The organism is Streptomyces sp. NPDC102360 (genome assembly GCF_044766085.1).
In the GTDB taxonomy this organism is placed as follows: domain Bacteria; phylum Actinomycetota; class Actinomycetes; order Streptomycetales; family Streptomycetaceae; genus Streptomyces.
On record NZ_JBIWLG010000002.1, the window covers coordinates 210,524 to 225,953 of the forward strand.

General features: G+C 73.0%; 14 protein-coding genes. 8 read left to right on the top strand and 6 right to left on the bottom strand.

Going from position 1 to position 15,430, the window contains the following annotated elements; genetic code table 11:
* The first annotated feature begins 5 nt into the window (after positions 1–5).
* From pcaH to ACIRHA_RS10580, 5 genes are all read left to right on the top strand, one after another.
* Positions 6–779 (top strand): protocatechuate 3,4-dioxygenase subunit beta, encoded by a 774-nt coding sequence (pcaH, locus tag ACIRHA_RS10560; protein WP_403842695.1) that lies wholly within the window; start codon positions 6–8, stop codon positions 777–779.
* Between the two features lie 6 nt (positions 780–785).
* Positions 786–1,394, top strand: coding sequence for a protocatechuate 3,4-dioxygenase subunit alpha (pcaG, locus tag ACIRHA_RS10565; RefSeq protein WP_403842698.1), 609 nt, complete (start codon positions 786–788; stop codon positions 1,392–1,394).
* Positions 1,391–2,707, top strand: a complete 1,317-nt coding sequence (gene pcaB, locus ACIRHA_RS10570) for a 3-carboxy-cis,cis-muconate cycloisomerase (RefSeq protein WP_403842701.1) — start codon at positions 1,391–1,393, stop codon at positions 2,705–2,707. Before pcaG ends, pcaB begins: the two co-directional genes overlap by 4 nt.
* A 242-nt stretch (positions 2,708–2,949) precedes the next feature.
* The gene (pcaD, locus tag ACIRHA_RS10575) at positions 2,950–4,068 is read left to right on the top strand and encodes a 3-oxoadipate enol-lactonase (RefSeq protein WP_403842704.1); all 1,119 of its coding nucleotides are present in this window, start codon (positions 2,950–2,952) and stop codon (positions 4,066–4,068) included.
* 64 nt (positions 4,069–4,132) lie between these two features.
* On the top strand, positions 4,133–4,945 hold the full coding sequence (locus tag ACIRHA_RS10580) for an SDR family NAD(P)-dependent oxidoreductase (protein ID WP_403842707.1): 813 nt from the start codon (positions 4,133–4,135) through the stop codon (positions 4,943–4,945).
* 16 nt (positions 4,946–4,961) lie between these two features.
* Here the strand turns inward: ACIRHA_RS10580 and ACIRHA_RS10585 are convergent, their stop codons facing one another.
* Both ACIRHA_RS10585 and ACIRHA_RS10590 read right to left on the bottom strand, forming a co-directional pair.
* Positions 4,962–5,618: a hypothetical protein gene (locus tag ACIRHA_RS10585; protein ID WP_403842710.1), complete on the bottom strand. Its 657-nt coding sequence runs from the start codon at positions 5,616–5,618 to the stop codon at positions 4,962–4,964.
* A 96-nt stretch (positions 5,619–5,714) separates the two neighbouring features.
* Positions 5,715–8,405 carry an ATP-binding protein gene (locus tag ACIRHA_RS10590; protein WP_403842713.1) on the bottom strand — a complete coding sequence of 897 codons (2,691 nt, stop codon included), beginning with the start codon at positions 8,403–8,405 and terminating at the stop codon, positions 5,715–5,717.
* 233 nt (positions 8,406–8,638) lie between these two features.
* Between ACIRHA_RS10590 and ACIRHA_RS10595 the strand changes: the two genes are divergently transcribed.
* Positions 8,639–9,715 (top strand): DUF2510 domain-containing protein, encoded by a 1,077-nt coding sequence (locus tag ACIRHA_RS10595; protein ID WP_403842716.1) that lies wholly within the window; start codon positions 8,639–8,641, stop codon positions 9,713–9,715.
* A gap of 153 nt (positions 9,716–9,868) precedes the next feature.
* On the opposite strand, the gene ACIRHA_RS10600 is transcribed toward ACIRHA_RS10595, so the two are convergent.
* Positions 9,869–10,501, bottom strand: coding sequence for a TetR/AcrR family transcriptional regulator (locus ACIRHA_RS10600; protein ID WP_403842719.1), 633 nt, complete (start codon positions 10,499–10,501; stop codon positions 9,869–9,871).
* A 101-nt stretch (positions 10,502–10,602) separates the two neighbouring features.
* On the opposite strand from ACIRHA_RS10600, the gene ACIRHA_RS10605 reads away from it, so the two are divergent.
* Positions 10,603–11,568: a phosphatase PAP2 family protein gene (locus ACIRHA_RS10605; protein ID WP_403842722.1), complete on the top strand. Its 966-nt coding sequence runs from the start codon at positions 10,603–10,605 to the stop codon at positions 11,566–11,568.
* Positions 11,565–12,506 carry a hypothetical protein gene (locus ACIRHA_RS10610; RefSeq protein WP_403842725.1) on the top strand — a complete coding sequence of 314 codons (942 nt, stop codon included), beginning with the start codon at positions 11,565–11,567 and terminating at the stop codon, positions 12,504–12,506. The genes ACIRHA_RS10605 and ACIRHA_RS10610 overlap by 4 nt, the downstream gene beginning before the upstream one ends.
* A 22-nt stretch (positions 12,507–12,528) precedes the next feature.
* Here ACIRHA_RS10610 and ACIRHA_RS10615 read toward each other — a convergent pair whose 3' ends face one another.
* From ACIRHA_RS10615 to tgmA, 3 genes are read right to left on the bottom strand one after another with little or no spacing between them, the layout of a single operon-like run.
* Complete coding sequence (locus ACIRHA_RS10615; protein WP_403842728.1) at positions 12,529–13,977, bottom strand: carboxylesterase/lipase family protein; 1,449 nt, start codon at positions 13,975–13,977, stop codon at positions 12,529–12,531.
* Between the two features lie 53 nt (positions 13,978–14,030).
* Positions 14,031–15,050: an ATP-grasp ribosomal peptide maturase gene (gene tgmB, locus ACIRHA_RS10620; RefSeq protein WP_403842731.1), complete on the bottom strand. Its 1,020-nt coding sequence runs from the start codon at positions 15,048–15,050 to the stop codon at positions 14,031–14,033.
* Positions 15,051–15,063: 13 nt separating this feature from the next.
* On the bottom strand, positions 15,064–15,255 hold the full coding sequence (tgmA, locus tag ACIRHA_RS10625; RefSeq protein WP_403842734.1) for a putative ATP-grasp-modified RiPP: 192 nt from the start codon (positions 15,253–15,255) through the stop codon (positions 15,064–15,066).
* Positions 15,256–15,430 lie beyond the last annotated feature (175 nt).

A 15,430-nucleotide genomic window follows, 5' to 3' on the forward strand; every position in this document is an offset into this window, starting at 1 on the left:
CCCCCATGGCTCTCACCCAGCACGACATCGACGCGGAGATCGCCGCCAACCGCGAGGCCTATTACAAGGGCCTCGCCGAGGGCGCACCCGTCGAACACCACCCGCGGCGCGACTACGCCCCGTACCGCTCCTCCACCTTCCGGCACCCCAAGCAGCCGCCGATCAACATCGACGTCGCCAAGGACCCGGAGCTGATCGAGCTCACCGCTCCCGCCTTCGGCGAGCGTGACATCACGAAGATCGACAACGATCTGACGATCCAGCACCCGGGCAAGCCGATCGGCGAGCGCATCACCGTCGAGGGCCGCCTGGTCGACCGCGACGGGCGGCCGCTGCGCGGTCAGCTGATCGAGCTGTGGCAGGCGAACTCGGCCGGCCGCTACGCGCACAAGGCGGAGGTGCACGACGCCCCGGTCGACCCCAACTTCACCGGCGTCGGCCGCACGCTCAGCGACGACGACGGCTGGTACAAGTTCACGACCATCCAGCCGGGCCCGTACCCGTGGGCCCAGCACACCAACGCCTGGCGCCCCGCGCACATCCACTTCTCCGTCTTCGGCCCGGCGTTCACCCAGCGCCTCGTGACGCAGATGTACTTCCCGAACGACCCGCTGTTCCCGTACGACCCGATCCTCCAGTCGGTGACCGACGACGCGGCGCGACAGCGCCTGATCGCCACCTACGTGCACGAGAAGTCGGTTCCGGAGTTCTCGATGGGCTACCAGTGGGACATCGTCCTCGACGGCCCGCACGCCACCTGGATGGAAGAGGGACGCTGACCAGCCATGACGAAGATCGACATCAACGACCCCGAGTCCGTCCTTCCCACGCCCTCGCACACCGTCGGCCCCTGGTACGGCTACGCGCTGCCCTTCGAGGGCGGCGGTGACATCGCCCCGGTCGGCCACCCGGACACGGTCGCCGTGCACGGCTACGTGTACGACGGCAACGGCGCCCCCGTCCCCGACGCGTTCGTCGAGATCTGGGGCGCGGACCCGGAGGGCAACGCGTCCACCGTCGACGGATCGATGCGCCGCCAGCCCTTCACCGGCGGGTACCTGGGCCGCAATGGCGTGGAGTTCACCGGCTGGGGCCGCATCGAGACCGACGCGAACGGGCACTGGGCGGTGCGCACGCTGCGCCCGGGAGCGCGAGGCGGGTCGGCGCCGTACCTCGCCGTGATGATCTTCTCCCGTGGCCTGCTCCACCACCTTTACACGCGGATCTACTTCGCCGATTCCTCCGAAGAGGCGCTGGCCGCGGATCCCGTCCTGGCGCAGGTCGGCGACGCGCGCCGCGACACGCTGATCGCGCGGGAGGAGCGGGACGGCACGTACCGTTTCGACATCCGCCTTCAGGGCGAGGGCGAGACGGTCTTCCTGGAGTTCACGTGACGTTGTTCGACCCCGGCAGCGAGGGTGCGCCCACCGAGCGCACCACGTCCGAAGAGGCTTTCCTTCAGGCCCTGTTGGACGCGGAGGCGGGCCTGACACGGGCCCAGTCCTCGCTCGGCCTGGCGCCCGCCGCCGCGGGTGAGGCCGTCACCGCGGCGGCCGTCGCCGAGCGGTTCGACGTGCGGGACCTCGCGGTCCGCGCGCGCGGTGGCGGTAATCCGGTGATCCCGCTGGTCGCGGATCTCACTTCCGCGGTGCCCGCCGAACATTCCCCCTACGTGCACCGGGGCGCGACCAGCCAGGACATCCTGGACTCGGCGCTGATGCTGGTCGCCGCGCGGACGCTGGACGTGGTGCTCGACGAACTCGTGGGTGTGGAGGGCGTGTTGGCGTCTCTCGCGCGAGAGCATCGGGACACCGTGATGCCCGGCCGTACGCTGACGCAGCACGCCGTGCCGACGACGTTCGGCCTCAAGGCGGCGGGCTGGCGCTCGCTGGTGCTGGACGCGCGGGACCGCGTGCGGGGCGTGCGGGCGGCGCTGCCGGTTCAACTGGGCGGTGCGGCGGGTACGTTGGCGGCGTTCGGGGCGTACGGGGCGGAGGACCCGGTCGCTGTGGTGTCGGTGTACGCGCGCGAACTCGGCCTGGCCGAGCCCGAGTTGCCGTGGCATGTACTGCGTACGCCGGTGGCGGACCTGGCGGGGGCGCTGGCCTTCACGGCGGGTGCGCTCGGCAAGATCGCGGCGGATGTGCTGGTGCTGTCCCGTACGGAGATCGGCGAGGTGGCCGAGGGTGCGGGCGGGGGGTCCTCCGTGATGCCGCACAAGGCCAACCCGGTCCGCTCCACGCTCGTCGCCGCGGCGGCCCGGCGTGCTCCCGCGCTCGCCGCGACGCTGTACGCCTCGCTGCCCGCGGAGGACGAGCGCCCTGCGGGGGCGTGGCACGCCGAATGGGCCACGGTGCGGGAGTTGTTGCGGGTGGTGGGCGGGGCGGCGCGGGACGCCTCCGAGCTGGTCTCCGGCCTGGTGGTGCGGGCGGATGTGATGCACGCGCACCTGTCGACGACCGGTGGGGCGATCGTGTCGGAGCGGCTGTCGGTGGAGTTGGCCGGGGTGCTCGGGCGGGGTCCGGCGAAGGAACTCCTGGCGGCTGCGTCGCGGCGGGCCCGGGAGGAGTCCCGGTCCCTGGCCGACGTTCTGGCGACGGAGCCGTCCCTCAAGGATGCCGCTGTGAACGTGTCCGACCTGACGGATCCGTCGCGGTACGTCGGGGTGGCGGGGGCGCTGGTGGATCGGGCGCTCACGCGTCAATGACATGCCCCCACCCCGCCCCTTCCCGAAATCCCTGCGGGCGCTTGGTAGGTGGCGGGGGTGGGGTACGTCGACTCTGCCTCCCTCGACCCGACGACACGCCACCCCGGGGTTGCGCTCGCGCAGTTCCCCGCGCCCCTGAAGGGGCGCGGGGAACTGCGCGCCCAGCCACGGGTGACCCGTAGCCGACGCCAACCACAACCCCGCCAGCCCAAGTCGAACCCCGACCCACCGGGAGCCCACCCATGCGTACGAACCTGAACCACCACACCGAGGGCTCGCCCACCGCTCCCCCGCTCATCCTCGGGCCCTCCCTCGGGACGAGCCTCGCCCTGTGGGACCAGGTCGCGCCCGAACTGTCCACCGCCCACCGCGTCGTACGGTGGGACCTCCCCGGCCACGGCGGATCGGACGCCGGCCTGATCGAGCCCGGCGCCACCGTCGGAGACCTCGCCGACCTCGTCCTCGCGCTCGCCGACGACCTCGGCATCGACCGCTTCGCCTACGCGGGCGTCTCCCTCGGCGGCGCCGTCGGCCTGCACCTCGCCGTGCACCACCCCGAACGCCTCACCAGCCTCACGGTCATCTGTTCCTCCGCCCACTTCGGCGGCGCCAAGAACTGGGAGGAGCGCGCCGCCCTCGTCCGCGAGGAGGGCACGGCGGGCGTCGCCGAGACCGCGCCGTCCCGCTGGTTCACCCCCGGCTTCCGCGTGGAACGCCTCGTACAGGACAACCGGGACGCCGACCCCGCGGGCTACGCCGCCTGCTGCGACGCCCTCGCCGCGTTCGACCTGAGGGACCGGCTCCCCGACATCACCGTGCCCACGCTCCTGATCGCCGGCCGCGAGGACCCCGCCACCCCGCCCGCCCACCTGCGCGAGATCGCCGACGCCGTCCCCAACGCCGAGCTGGCCGAGCTGTCGGGGGCGTCCCACCTCGCCCCCGCCGAACGGCCTGAGGCGGTCGTCGGACTGCTGCGCAGTCACCTCGGGCACGCCGCGAAGCGCGGCATGGATGTGCGCCGCGAGGTGCTCGGGGACGCGCACGTCGACCGGGCGCAGGCAAAGCAGACGCCGTTCACGGCCCGGTTCCAGGACTTCATCTCGCGCTACGCGTGGGGCGAGATCTGGACCGACCCGACGCTCAGCCGCCGCGAGCGCAGCATGATCACGATGACCGCGCTCGTCGCCCACGGCCACCTCGACGAGTTCGGCATGCACGTCCGCGCCGCCCTGCGCAACGGCCTCACCCCGGACGAGATCGGGGCGGTGGTGCAGCAGTGCGCCGTGTACGTGGGCGTACCCGCCGCCAACTCCGCGTTCGGCGTCGCCCAGCGCGTACTCGCCGAGGAGGGCCTGGCCTGACCCCGCCAGGCGTACGTCCAGGGGGGCCACTCCCAACACACCACCGGCCCCCTAGCCTGGACGCATGGCCACACTCCTGATCACCGGTGCCACCTCCGGCCTCGGCCGGTACCTCGCCTTCGAGCTCGTTCGCGGCGGGCACATCGTGCTCGTCCACGGCCGCGACGAGAAACGTACGGACGCCCTCGTCGAGGAACTGCGGGCCACCGGCGGACGCGCCGAGGGCTTCGTCGCGGACCTCGCCGCACTGGAACAGGTCCGCGACCTCGGCGCCCGCGTCGCCGCCGCCCACCCCGGGCTCGACGTCCTCGTCAACAACGCCGGCGTCGGCTCCGGGGCCCCCGGCTCGGGCCGCGAGCTGAGCGCCGACGGGCACGAGCTGCGGTTCGCCGTCGATCTGCTCGCCCCGGTCGCCCTCACCCGCGCCCTGCTGCCCACACTCCGGGACAACTCGCCTTCCCGCGTGGTGAATTGCGGCTCGCTCGGCCAGTCCCCGCTGAACTTCGACGACCTGGAGTTCAACACCGACTACAACGGCACCGAGGCGTACTGCCGCGCCAAGTTCGCCCTCGCCGCCCACACCTTCGCCCTCGCCCGCGAGCTGTCCGGCACGGGCATCCACGTCAACGTCATCCACCCGGCGACGTACATGGACACGGCGATGGTCCGGGAGGCCGGCGTCGGCCCGCTGAACACCGTCGAGGACGGCGCGGCCGGTGTACTGGCCCTGGCCGTCGGCGAGTTGGGCGGCGAGGCCACCGCGGGGTTCTTCGACGGCGAGCAGCCGACGCTCGCGCACGCGGAGACGTACGACCGCGAGGTCCAGGACCGCCTCGACGCCGAACTCGACCGCATCCTCGGGCCGTACGGGCCATAGAGCCCTGGTGCGGGTGCTATGACCGCGGTGTGCTGTGCCAGCGCCACATGGCCGGACGAGGGTGCCCCGGCAGGTCGGCGCGGCCGGTGGCCCAAAGCAGGGTGAGCCAGGGATCCGCGCCGCCCGGAGCCTGCGGGAACAGCCGGGTGAGCGCCCGCGAGCAGAGAGCGGAGGGCGGGGCCCAGGCAAGCCCGAGGCCTTCCGCCGCGTCGTGGGTGTGCACCAGCGTCTCCACCACCCCCATCGCCGCGAAGCCTTCGGGATCCGACACCCCGGAGGCATGGTGGGCGCGGACTTGGGGCGGCGTCGTACGCACCATGGCGGCCAGCAGCGCGCCGCACGCCTCCAGCACCTGCACCAGGCCGACCGGACCCGCGGCACGCTCCGCGCAGAGGAAGTACGCGGGCCCGTCCGGCCGCTTCTGGGTCAGCGCGAACGGCACATGGGTGTCCAGCGGCGGACTCTGCGGCCCCAACTGCACGGAGTAGTACAGCAGATCGTTGGCGAGGTGCTCGACGGTCTCCCAGCAGTCCCACTCCAGCGAACCCGCCTTGCCGTCCCACCCCTGCGGGGGCGCGTCCCGAAGGACGCCCACGGCGAGCCGCACGGCAAGGGCGACGTCGTCCGCCGTGACGGGAGACAGGACGGGCCCGGTTTCGAGTGATCGAGACATGGCAGGACCGTACCGCGAGGGAGAAGAGCGACTCCTCCGAGGAGGGCGACTCCTCCCGGCCGGGGCCGGGGGCCGGATCCGAAACGACAGGCCCCCCTAGCGCAGCCCCCGCCCCGTCTCCAGCACCTCCCGCGCCCGCGCCGTCAGGGCATCCGCCCCGCACGAACGGGCCAGTTGCAGACCGCGGTTGAGTTCGGTCAACGACCGCGCGGCGATGCCGTACTCGACCCGCGCCCGAGCGTGTTCGTACGCGCAGGGGGACGCTTCGAGGTACGTGACCGCCTTCGCGTACAGGGTGAGTTGCTCCCGCCCCGTGGCCAGCGCGGCGGCGCATCGCAACGCCTCACCGATCGCGGTGTCCGTGCCGAACCGCTCGGCCTGGACGCGGGCCTGGACGACGAGTTCGGCGGCGCGCCGCGGGTCGGTGTCGGCAAGGGCTATGGCGAGGTCACCGGCCCATGGCGCGACGATGGTGTTGTGCCCGCCGCGGGCCAGGGCGACCTTGCCGCCGGTCTCCAGTTCGTTGATGCCCTCTTCGGTGCGGCCGACGGCGAGCAGCAGCCGGCCGCGTACCGAGTGAGCGTCGGGCAGCAGGATCATCGACGGGTAGGGCGCGGCGAAGCCGTAGCGGTCGGCGATCAGGAGCGCTTCGTCGGGCTTGCCCCGGGCGAGCAGCGTGTCGATGAGCATGGCGGCCGCGTCCCAGTGCATGGGCAGGCCGTGGCCCACGCGGTCGGCCAGGCGCAACGCCTCGCGCAGGAACGCCTCCGCGTCGTTGAGCCGGCCGCGCCTGCGGTGGACGTATCCGACGAAGGCGTGCGCGAGCGAGAGGTGGCCGCCGCTCCAGCCGGCGGTCTCGTAGGCCCGCATGCTCTCCGTGAACAGGCTCTCGGCGCGGTCGAGCCGGTCGGCGAAGAGGTACGACAGGCCGAGCGCGATCAGGATCTCGAAGCCCCACTCGGCGTCGGTCCAGCCGAGGCCGGGGGCGAGTCGTCCGTTGACCAGGGAGCGGTCGCAGTACTCCGCGACCTCCTCGGCGTTCTCCCCGCGGTTCATCATGTCGAAGGCGCGCAGGATCAGCAGGACGCGCTCGGGGTTGTCACGCCCGGTGACCCGGCCGGCGAGCTCGGCAAGGGTGCGGGAACGGTCCTGCGGTCCGTGCTCACCCGCGTAGATGCACTGCCAGAAGAGGCGGGTGGCCCGCAGGCGCAGCCGCTGGTGCCCCTCCTCCAACTGGCCGGTCTCGGTGTCGAGGGCGGCGAGCGCGTCGTCCAGGCGGTTGGTGTGGACGAGGGCCTGGGCGAGGCGGCAGACCGCGTCGACGCGGTCCTCGCCGAAGAGCCCCGGCGCGGAGTCGAGAGCGGAGCGCAGGTGCGCGACGGTCGTGGACGGCGAGGTGAGCAGCGTGGCGCAGCCCAGCTCGTAGAGCACGTGCGGCCGCATCTCGGGCAGCGGCGGTTCCTGAAGGGCGCGCTCCAGGCAGCGCCGGGCCGCCGAGGGAGCACCGACGGCGAGGTGCTCGCGGGCGGCGGCGCGCAGTTGCTCGACGAGCTCGGGGTCGTCGTCCGGGTGCACCTCGAGGAGGTGCCGGGAGGCCGCGGCGGGGCCGTGCCCGGAGGCGGTGACCGCCCAGGCGGCCTGGCCGTGCATGGCGGTGCGGGTGGCCGCCGGGATCGCGTCGTACACGGCGGACGCGATCAGCGGGTGGACGAACTCCAGGGTGTCGGTGGCGCCGTACCCCGCCCCGGGGGACCCGGTGTCGGTCAGGATGCGGGCGGTGCGCAGGTTCTCGGCGCAGCGTCCGGCCTGCTCGGGGTTCATGCCGGCGAGCAGGGCCGCGAGGCCCGGTTCGATGCGGGTGCCGAGGATGGCGGCGGCCCAGGCGAACCGCGTCGCGTCGGTGCCGAGCCCTTCGAGCCGGGTGACCAGGCCGCGGCCGCGGGCCGAGCGGTTGAGCGCGCGCAGTTCGACGGCGGCCCGCTCGTCGGGCTGCAGCTCACTGTCCTGGACCTTGGCGAGCAACTCGACGGTCTCGTACGGGTTTCCGCCCGTGACGGCCCACACCTCGCGGCAGAACGGGTCGTCGGCGTGGTCGCCGACCGTGGCGCGGGTCAGGCCCGCGGTGGCGTCCGGGGTGAGGGCGCTCAGCCGGGAGACGCCGGGGCGGGCGGCGGCGGCCACCGCGTCCAGGCAGGCGGCGGCGCGCCCGTCCGCGGCCTCGCGCTGCGCCACGACGACGAACACCGGCAGCCCGTCGAGCCGCTCGGCGAACGCGGCGAGCCACTCCAGGGTCTCCAGGTCGGCCCAGTGGGCGTCGTCGATGAGCAGCACCAACGGCCAGTGCAGACGGGCCAGTCGGGACGCCGCGACGACGAGGCCGTCGCGCACGCCCTGCGGGTCGGCCTGCCGTCCGGTGGGCTCGGCGATACCGAGGGCGGGGCCCGCGATGTCGTACCAGTCACCGAAGTACTCGCGGGCCTCCTCCTCGGAGAGCGCCACGAAGGCGGGCTGCAGGAGTTGCCGTACGACGTTGAAGGGGACGGAGGTGACGGTCTCACCGCCGCGGGCCGACCACACGGTGGCCCGGCCCGCCGCCATCTCGCGCACCTGGGAGAGCAGCGCGGTCTTGCCGATGCCTGCCTCTCCCTTGTAGACGACGAGGCCGCCCGCGGCCTCGGATCCGCCGTACAGATCGTCGAGCGCGCGCGCCGCGACGTCGAGTTCGGACTCTCTCTCCCACAGGTGAGGGCCAGAGGGCGCGGCGTCGGCGTGCCGTCCCTGGGTCATCCCGCAGCCTCCCGTTGTCGTCCCCGGGCGTCGTCCCGGCGCCCGCTCACAGCCGATCACATGGGGCGATCGACGTACTGCTCACGACACTAGTCCGCGACCCCCGGCCTTCGTGGGGCGTCTCGGCAGCCGGTGCCTTTTGGCCGGAGATGGGTACCGCGGGCCGCCCGGGCAACGGCTTGGGGCCGGACCCTCTCATCCGCTTTTCAGCCGGGCCTCATACTGTTCCGTCCATGACGTCGCAGACTCCCGCAGGCTGGTACCCCGACCCGGGGCAGATACCCAACGGCCCGCGCACCGAACGCTGGTGGGACGGCGCACGCTGGACCGACCAGACCCGGCCCGCCACCGCCACCTCGCCGCCGGCGCCGCAGGCGCAGTCACAGCCACAGCCACAGCCCCAGGCGCCTTCGCAGCCCCCGGGGCAGTTCGCCCAGCAGCCGGCCGCGCCCGGATCCGGCCCGGCGTACCCGAATCACCCCGGCCCTCCAGGGCAGTTGCCGCCGAAGTCGCGCGGCCGGGGCCGGATCGCGATCGCCGCGGGGATCGCGGTCGTGGTGCTCGCGGGGATCGGCACCGGCGTCTACGCGCTCACGTCGGGCGGTACCGGCGAAGGCAAGAACGACAAGGCCGACTCCCGGTCGCAGAGCCCGAAGGAGGCGGATCCCGAGGGGCCCGGCGCTCCCGACGGCGGCGAGGGCGAGAGCCCGAACCCCGACGGGCCGGGCGCGAGCCCGCGGGCGCCGCTCGACCAGGGGTTCGCCACCGACGTCAGCAACGGGGTCGCGATCCCGGTCATCAAGAACTGGACCGGAACCGACGGCGCGGGTGTCGCCGGTGTCACGGTCGGCCCGTACCCCTGCCCCAACTCCAAGGGCGACGTCTGCGTGAAGGGCGGCGTGTCCACCTCGTCGGCGAAGCGCCTCAAGCTCGACGCGAAGACGGCGAAGGCGGCCGCGAAGGAGGACATCGCCAAGAACGCGAAGTCGTCCTACGGCGGAAAGACCTATCAGGGGATCACGGGTCACAAGCAGGTGTTCGCGAAGGCGGTCACGGTCGCCGGGCAGAAGGGCTACCGGGTCCGCTGGAGCGTCGAGACGAAGTCCGGCGTCGACGCGTGGGTGGAGTCGGCCGCGTTCCCCTCGCCCGCCAACCCCGGCAAGCTCGTCGTGCTGCGCGCCGGCGTCGACGTCCCGCGGAGCGCCGCGGACAAGGCGAAGGGCCCCGACGCCGGGGCGATCGACAAGATCCTCAAGGGCATCAAGAAGGCCACGGTCACCGGTGACGGCGACGCCGGCGAAAACGTCTGAGCACCGCCACGGCCCGCATACGAATACGGCCGGGCGGGCCCCCCTCCGCTCAAGGAGGAACCCGCCCGGCCGGGGGTGCGCGCCGCCCCCGTCCCCACGGTGCGGCGCGGGCAGACCGCCGGTCGGTCATCCCTGCGACCGGCGGCCTCCCGTTCAGGTGGCCCGACCCTCCAGGGTCAGGCCGAGTCCAGGGACCAGCGCGTGCTCGACAAAGCGGACCAGATAGTCCCCGTCGGCGTCGCGCCCTTCCAGGATCGGCCGGCTGCGCATGACTCCGAAGAGCTGCGCGGCCAGGTAGGGCAGCGCGGGATGGTCCGCGGCGATCTCGCCGCGCGCCACCGCGCGCTTCACGATCGCGTCGATCGACGCGAGCTCCGGCTCGATCAGCGCCTCGCGCAGGGCGCCCTTCAGCTCGTCGTCCTGGAGGGCGGCGTGCCCGAGGGCCTGCATGAGTACGGTGTCCGGCTTGGCCTGCGCCGCCGCGTTGCGCGCGGCGGCCACGAGGTCTCCCGCGAGCGTACCCGTGTCGGCCGCGAAGAACTTGCCGCAGCGTCCGGCCCGCAGCGCCGCGGCCACGAGCTGCGGCTTCGTCTTCCACTGCCGGTACAGCGTGGACTTGCTGCAACAGGCCTGTGCGGCGACGCCCTCCATGGTGAGCGCCCCGTACCCCTGCTCCCGCAGCTGATCGAGGACCACGTCGAAGAACTCCTGGGCCCGCTCGGGACTGATCTTCGAGCGGCGCGAGGCGGTGGGTGCGGCCTCGGTGGCCTTCTCTCGCGTCGTCATGGCCCTCACTCCTCGGTCGGCGGCAGTGTCGATGAGATCACACCGTCCTATCGATACGCCAGTGTACCGGTACGCCGCCGTATCGGTACACTGGCGTATCGATGAACGGGAACCTGCGGGAACCGGGGCAGCACGCCGCCCGGCCACCCCTGATACGCGAGCTCTTGCTGGTCGTGGGACTTTTCCTCGTCTACAAGCTCGGGCGGCAGCTGGCCAACGGCCACACCGCCGAGGCCTTCCACAACGCCGACCGCGTGTGGAGCTTCGAGCGTGCCGTGCACCTGCCCGGCGAGGGCGTGGTGCAGGACGCGCTGCTGAGCAGCGACACCCTGGTGCACATCGCGAACACCTATTACGCGTCCGTGCACTTCCCGGCCACGATCGCGCTGCTCGTCTTCCTCTACCTGCGCCGCCCGCGCCACTACCTGTGGACGCGGCGCGTGCTCGCGGCGCTCACCGCGGCGGCGCTCGTGCTGCATCTGACGTTCCCGCTGGCGCCGCCGCGGCTGCTTGCCGCCACGCACCTCGTCGACACGGCGCAGGTCTACGGCCCCTCGGTCTACGCCGCGAAGCCCGCCACGGACACGATGGCCAACCAGTTCGCCGCGATGCCCTCGCTGCACTTCGGCTGGGCCCTGATGGTGGCGATCGGCCTCGTCGCCGCGACCCGCTCGCGGTGGCGCCTGCTGTGGCTGCTGCACCCGCTGTTCACGCTCGTCGTGATCGTGGGCACCGCCAACCACTACTGGCTCGACACGATCGTGGCGACGCTGCTGCTCGGCGCCGCGCTCGCGGTGATCCGGCTGCCGCGCGCGGTCGACGCGACCGGCTTCTGGCGCCACCTGTTCCCGGTGCCGGCACCCTCGACCGCGCCGCACCCGGTCGAGTCCCGGCGCACCCCGACGCCGTGGACACCGGCTCCGGCCGCTTTCCGTACGCCGCCCGACGCGCTGACGGCCGCCGACGTACTCGCGGCGACACCGACGCACATACCGGCCGAGGTGATCGCCACGCCGGGCGCCCCCTCCACCCCCACCGCGGGCCTCGCGACCGGAGCGGCACGATGACCGCCACGCTTGTCGCCGTCGCGCTCTCCCTCGTCTCCGCGGTCGCCTACGCCGCCGCGGCGGTGGCCCAGCAACGGCTCGCCGCCAGATCAGGGGCGGGCGTGCTGCGGCTGCTCGGGACGGGGACCTGGTGGTGGTCGGTCGGGCTGAACGCATCGGCTGCGCTGCTGCACGTCGCCGCGCTCAAGTACGGGCCGCTCACCCTCGTCCAGCCGCTCGGCGCGCTCACCCTCGTGGCGGCGGTGCCGTTGGGGGCGCGGGTCGCGGGGCGGCACGTGACGGCGACCGAGTGGCGGGGCACGGCGCTCACCCTCGCGGGCCTCGCCGCCCTCCTCGTGACGGCGTCGGGCCCCGCCCCCGACGACACCCTCTCGCTGCCCGAGGCGCTCGGCGTGGCCGGGGCGACGGCGGCGCTCATCGGCGTGCTCTCACGGCGCGGCGCGAAGCCGGGCCTGCGGCACGCCACCGCCTCCGGCGTCGCCTCGGGCGTCGCGTCCGCACTCACGCAGACCGTGACGGTGGCGGCCACCGACCGCACGGGCCCCCTGCTCGACATCCGGGTGATCGCGGTCGCCCTCCTGGTCGCGGCCTTCGCCGCGGGCGGCCTCCTGCTCTCCCAGACGGCCTACCAGGGCGGCCTCGGCGCTCCCCTGGCGATGGTGACCCTGTCCAACCCGGTGGCGGCATCGGTCATCGGCCTGGCCCTCCTGGGCGAACACCTCCAGGGCGGAGCGGCGGGGTGGAGCCTCGCGGCGGCGGGCGCGGTCCTGGCAACGGGTGGCGTGGTGCTGCTGACACACACCCATCACGCTCAGATCGACCAGTCCACTCTTCCCGCCCCGGCGACGTCGGCCAATCAAACGGCTCCGATTAATCAAGCCCCGCCGGCGATTGAGGCGCGGGGCCCGGGGCAGAGCCCCGTGACCGCAACCCCGTAGACCCGCAAACCCACGAGGACCCTCAGCGCACGCCCTCCCAAAGGACCCGCTCCGCCGCCCGCGGATCCCCCTCGACCCGGCAGGCCCCCGCGTCGAACACCCTCGTCACCCGCTCCCCCGCCGGGTCATACGCCGCCCACCCCGGATCCCCGGACGCGGCGAACGCGACCCACGCCCCGTGCATCGCGCGGGCCAGATCCGCCGGGGCGCCCCCGCCCACGAGCGCCGCGTAGTCCGGATCGTCGACGTGGTCGAAGACGAAGCCGAGCTCCAGGGCGTGGCACGCGCCGAGCTCACCGCCGAACTGTGGGGACCGCCAGGCGAACTCGTACACGTACGAGCCCGGCACGCTCTCCGCCAGCCGCACCGCCGGAATCCGCCAGAACCAGTCCGTGACGATGGCATCCAGGAGTTCACCGGGGCTCGCGTCCGGCCGGCTCGCCCGGTACCCCTCGAGGTCCGCGCCGAAGGCCTCCGCGCCGCGCTTCACACGCCCCTCGCTGATCGTGCCGAAGCGCCCCGTCGGCACCATGTAGAGCCGGTTCTCCTCCCGGTTGCTGCCGACGAGGATGTCCACGCCGAGGTCGGGTCCCGGCAGCGTGCGCTCGTCGGCGACCGGCTCGAAGACCATCCCGTTCAGCGCCGCGTCGCCCCACACCGCCGGGTCGGGCCGCTGCCGGAACTCGTCCGACAACGCGCCCTGCGCCGCGACCAGTTCCGGCAGCGGCACCGCCGCGAACGCCTCGGCGGTGTGCGGCACCCCGAGTCGCTCCGCCATCCGCTCCCCGATGCGGCGCGCGGTGTCGGGCCGTACGAAGTGGTGACAGGCCCCGCTCTGCAGGATGGCGCGCCGGAACAGGCCGCGGGCGCGCGGCTCGACGAGCAGCCGGCCGATCGCCACCCCGCCCGCCGATTCGCCGAACACGGTCACCCGGTCCGGGTCCCCGCCGAACGCCGCGATGTTGTCGCGCACCCATTCCAGCGCGGCGATCATGTCGAGCAGGCCCCGGTTGTCGGGCGCCCCCGGCAGGTGCAGGAATCCGTCCACGCCGAGGCGGTAGTTGACGCCGACGAAGACGACGCCGTCGCGGGCGAAGGTGTCGCCGCGGTAGCCGGAGGAGTTCGCGGAGCCGTTGGAGAAGGACCCGCCGTGCAGCCACACCATGACGGGGAGGCCGGCGCCGGGGCCGGGCTCCGGCGTCCAGACGTTCAGGTTGAGGCAGTCCTGGCCGTCCTGGGACGTCTCCGGGATCAGCGCGTCGAACGGCGGGGCGTACGGGGCCTTGGGCGCGGTCGGCCCGTACTCCGTGGCGTCGCGCTTCCCGGTCCACGGCTCGGCGGGCGCGGGCGCGGCGAAGCGGTGCGGGCCGAACGGGGCGGCGGCGTAGGGCACTCCGAGGAAGGAGGCGATCCCGTCCTCGGTGCGGCCCCGGAGGGTTCCCTGCCTGGTGACTGCGATGGCGTCGGTCATGCTCCTCTCGTACCCCTCGCCCACCGCCACGTAAAGATCTTCGCGGAGTCGTGTCAGCCACACTCCGCGCCGAGGGGGTACTCGCCGTCCCCGCCCGCCTCGGATATCGGCCCGAGGGGCTCGCCCGCGAGCCACTGGGCGACGGCGCGGCCGATGGGCTGCCCCGTCTCGATCTCGATGAAGCCGAACTGGCCGGACTGGTTGCACTCCAGGAACCACCAGATGCCGTCGGCGTCCTCGGCGAAGTCGAATGCCCCGTAAGCCAGTTGGGCGCGGGTCAGATAGGTCCGCACCGCGTCCGCGACGCGCCGGGGCACGGGTATCGGGCGCCAGGGGCCCGCGGCGGCGTCGAACCGCACGTCGTCGACGGTCGCCCCGTCACTGTGCCGCGCGTCCTCGACGTCCGGCGAGCTCGCCGCGCGCGCCGCGAACAGCCGGTCGCCCACACAGGTCAGACGGATGTCCGCGGCCCTGCGCACCCGGCGCTGCAGCAACGTCGGCCCGTGCGCGACGTCCCGGTAGTCCTCACCCGGGCGCACGCGCGTGGTCGGCACGGCGAGCCCGGCGTCGTCGGGGTGCTTGCCGGAGACCGGCTTCACGATCAGGTCGGGGTAGCGCTCGGCGAACTCACGGGCGGCACGCGGGAATGTGGTGATCAACGTCGCGGGCACCGGGAGCCCGCAGGCGCGTGCCAGCCATAACTGCCACGGCTTGTGGCGGGCCTGGCGGGCGGAGTCGGGGTGGTTCATCCAGCGAGCCTCGGTGCACCGCAGCATTCCGTACAGGGCCTGTGAGGCCTCCTCGGTGAGCCAGGACGACGCGGCTTCCGCGTGGGCGGCGGGCACGCCGGGGCGGCGCACCCAGATGGAGCGCAGGCCGCTCATGCTGACGACCCGGCCACCGACCGAGAGATGCCCGTGGAACGCGCCGTGCGCGAACTCGCCCGACACGCCGACACCGCCGGGCAGTTCAGCGGGGTCGAGCCGCATGACAGGTATTGCATAGGCATTTAATTCGACGACGGCCATGTCGGCCGTCACATCCTGTTCACTCGTCAGGATCAGCACGGTCATTCCGCTCGGCCGTTCAGTCGTCGAAATGGGTTTTCGAACCCGCGGTGGAGGTGGTGGACGCGAACTCCCGCAACACTGCGTAGTCGCGTGCCGCCACTGCGCCGTCGGCCAGCACATTCAACTGCAGTGTCGCGTCGTACACATACGGCGCCCTGACCTCTGCCTCTCGCGCAGGGCGGGCATAGTTCAGTGCGAACGGTCGCATGGGCCCTCCTAGTTGGGGATTCGCCAAGTCAAGCGCATGGTGACTCTCCGGCGTCACATCTCCAGCGAATTCCTCCGTCCCGTTTCGAGTAAGACGCGTCACATCGCTGAGGAGTTCATTCCGCCACTCAGCGTGATGACGCAACGTCAGCCAGGTAATGACAGGGCATTGCAGG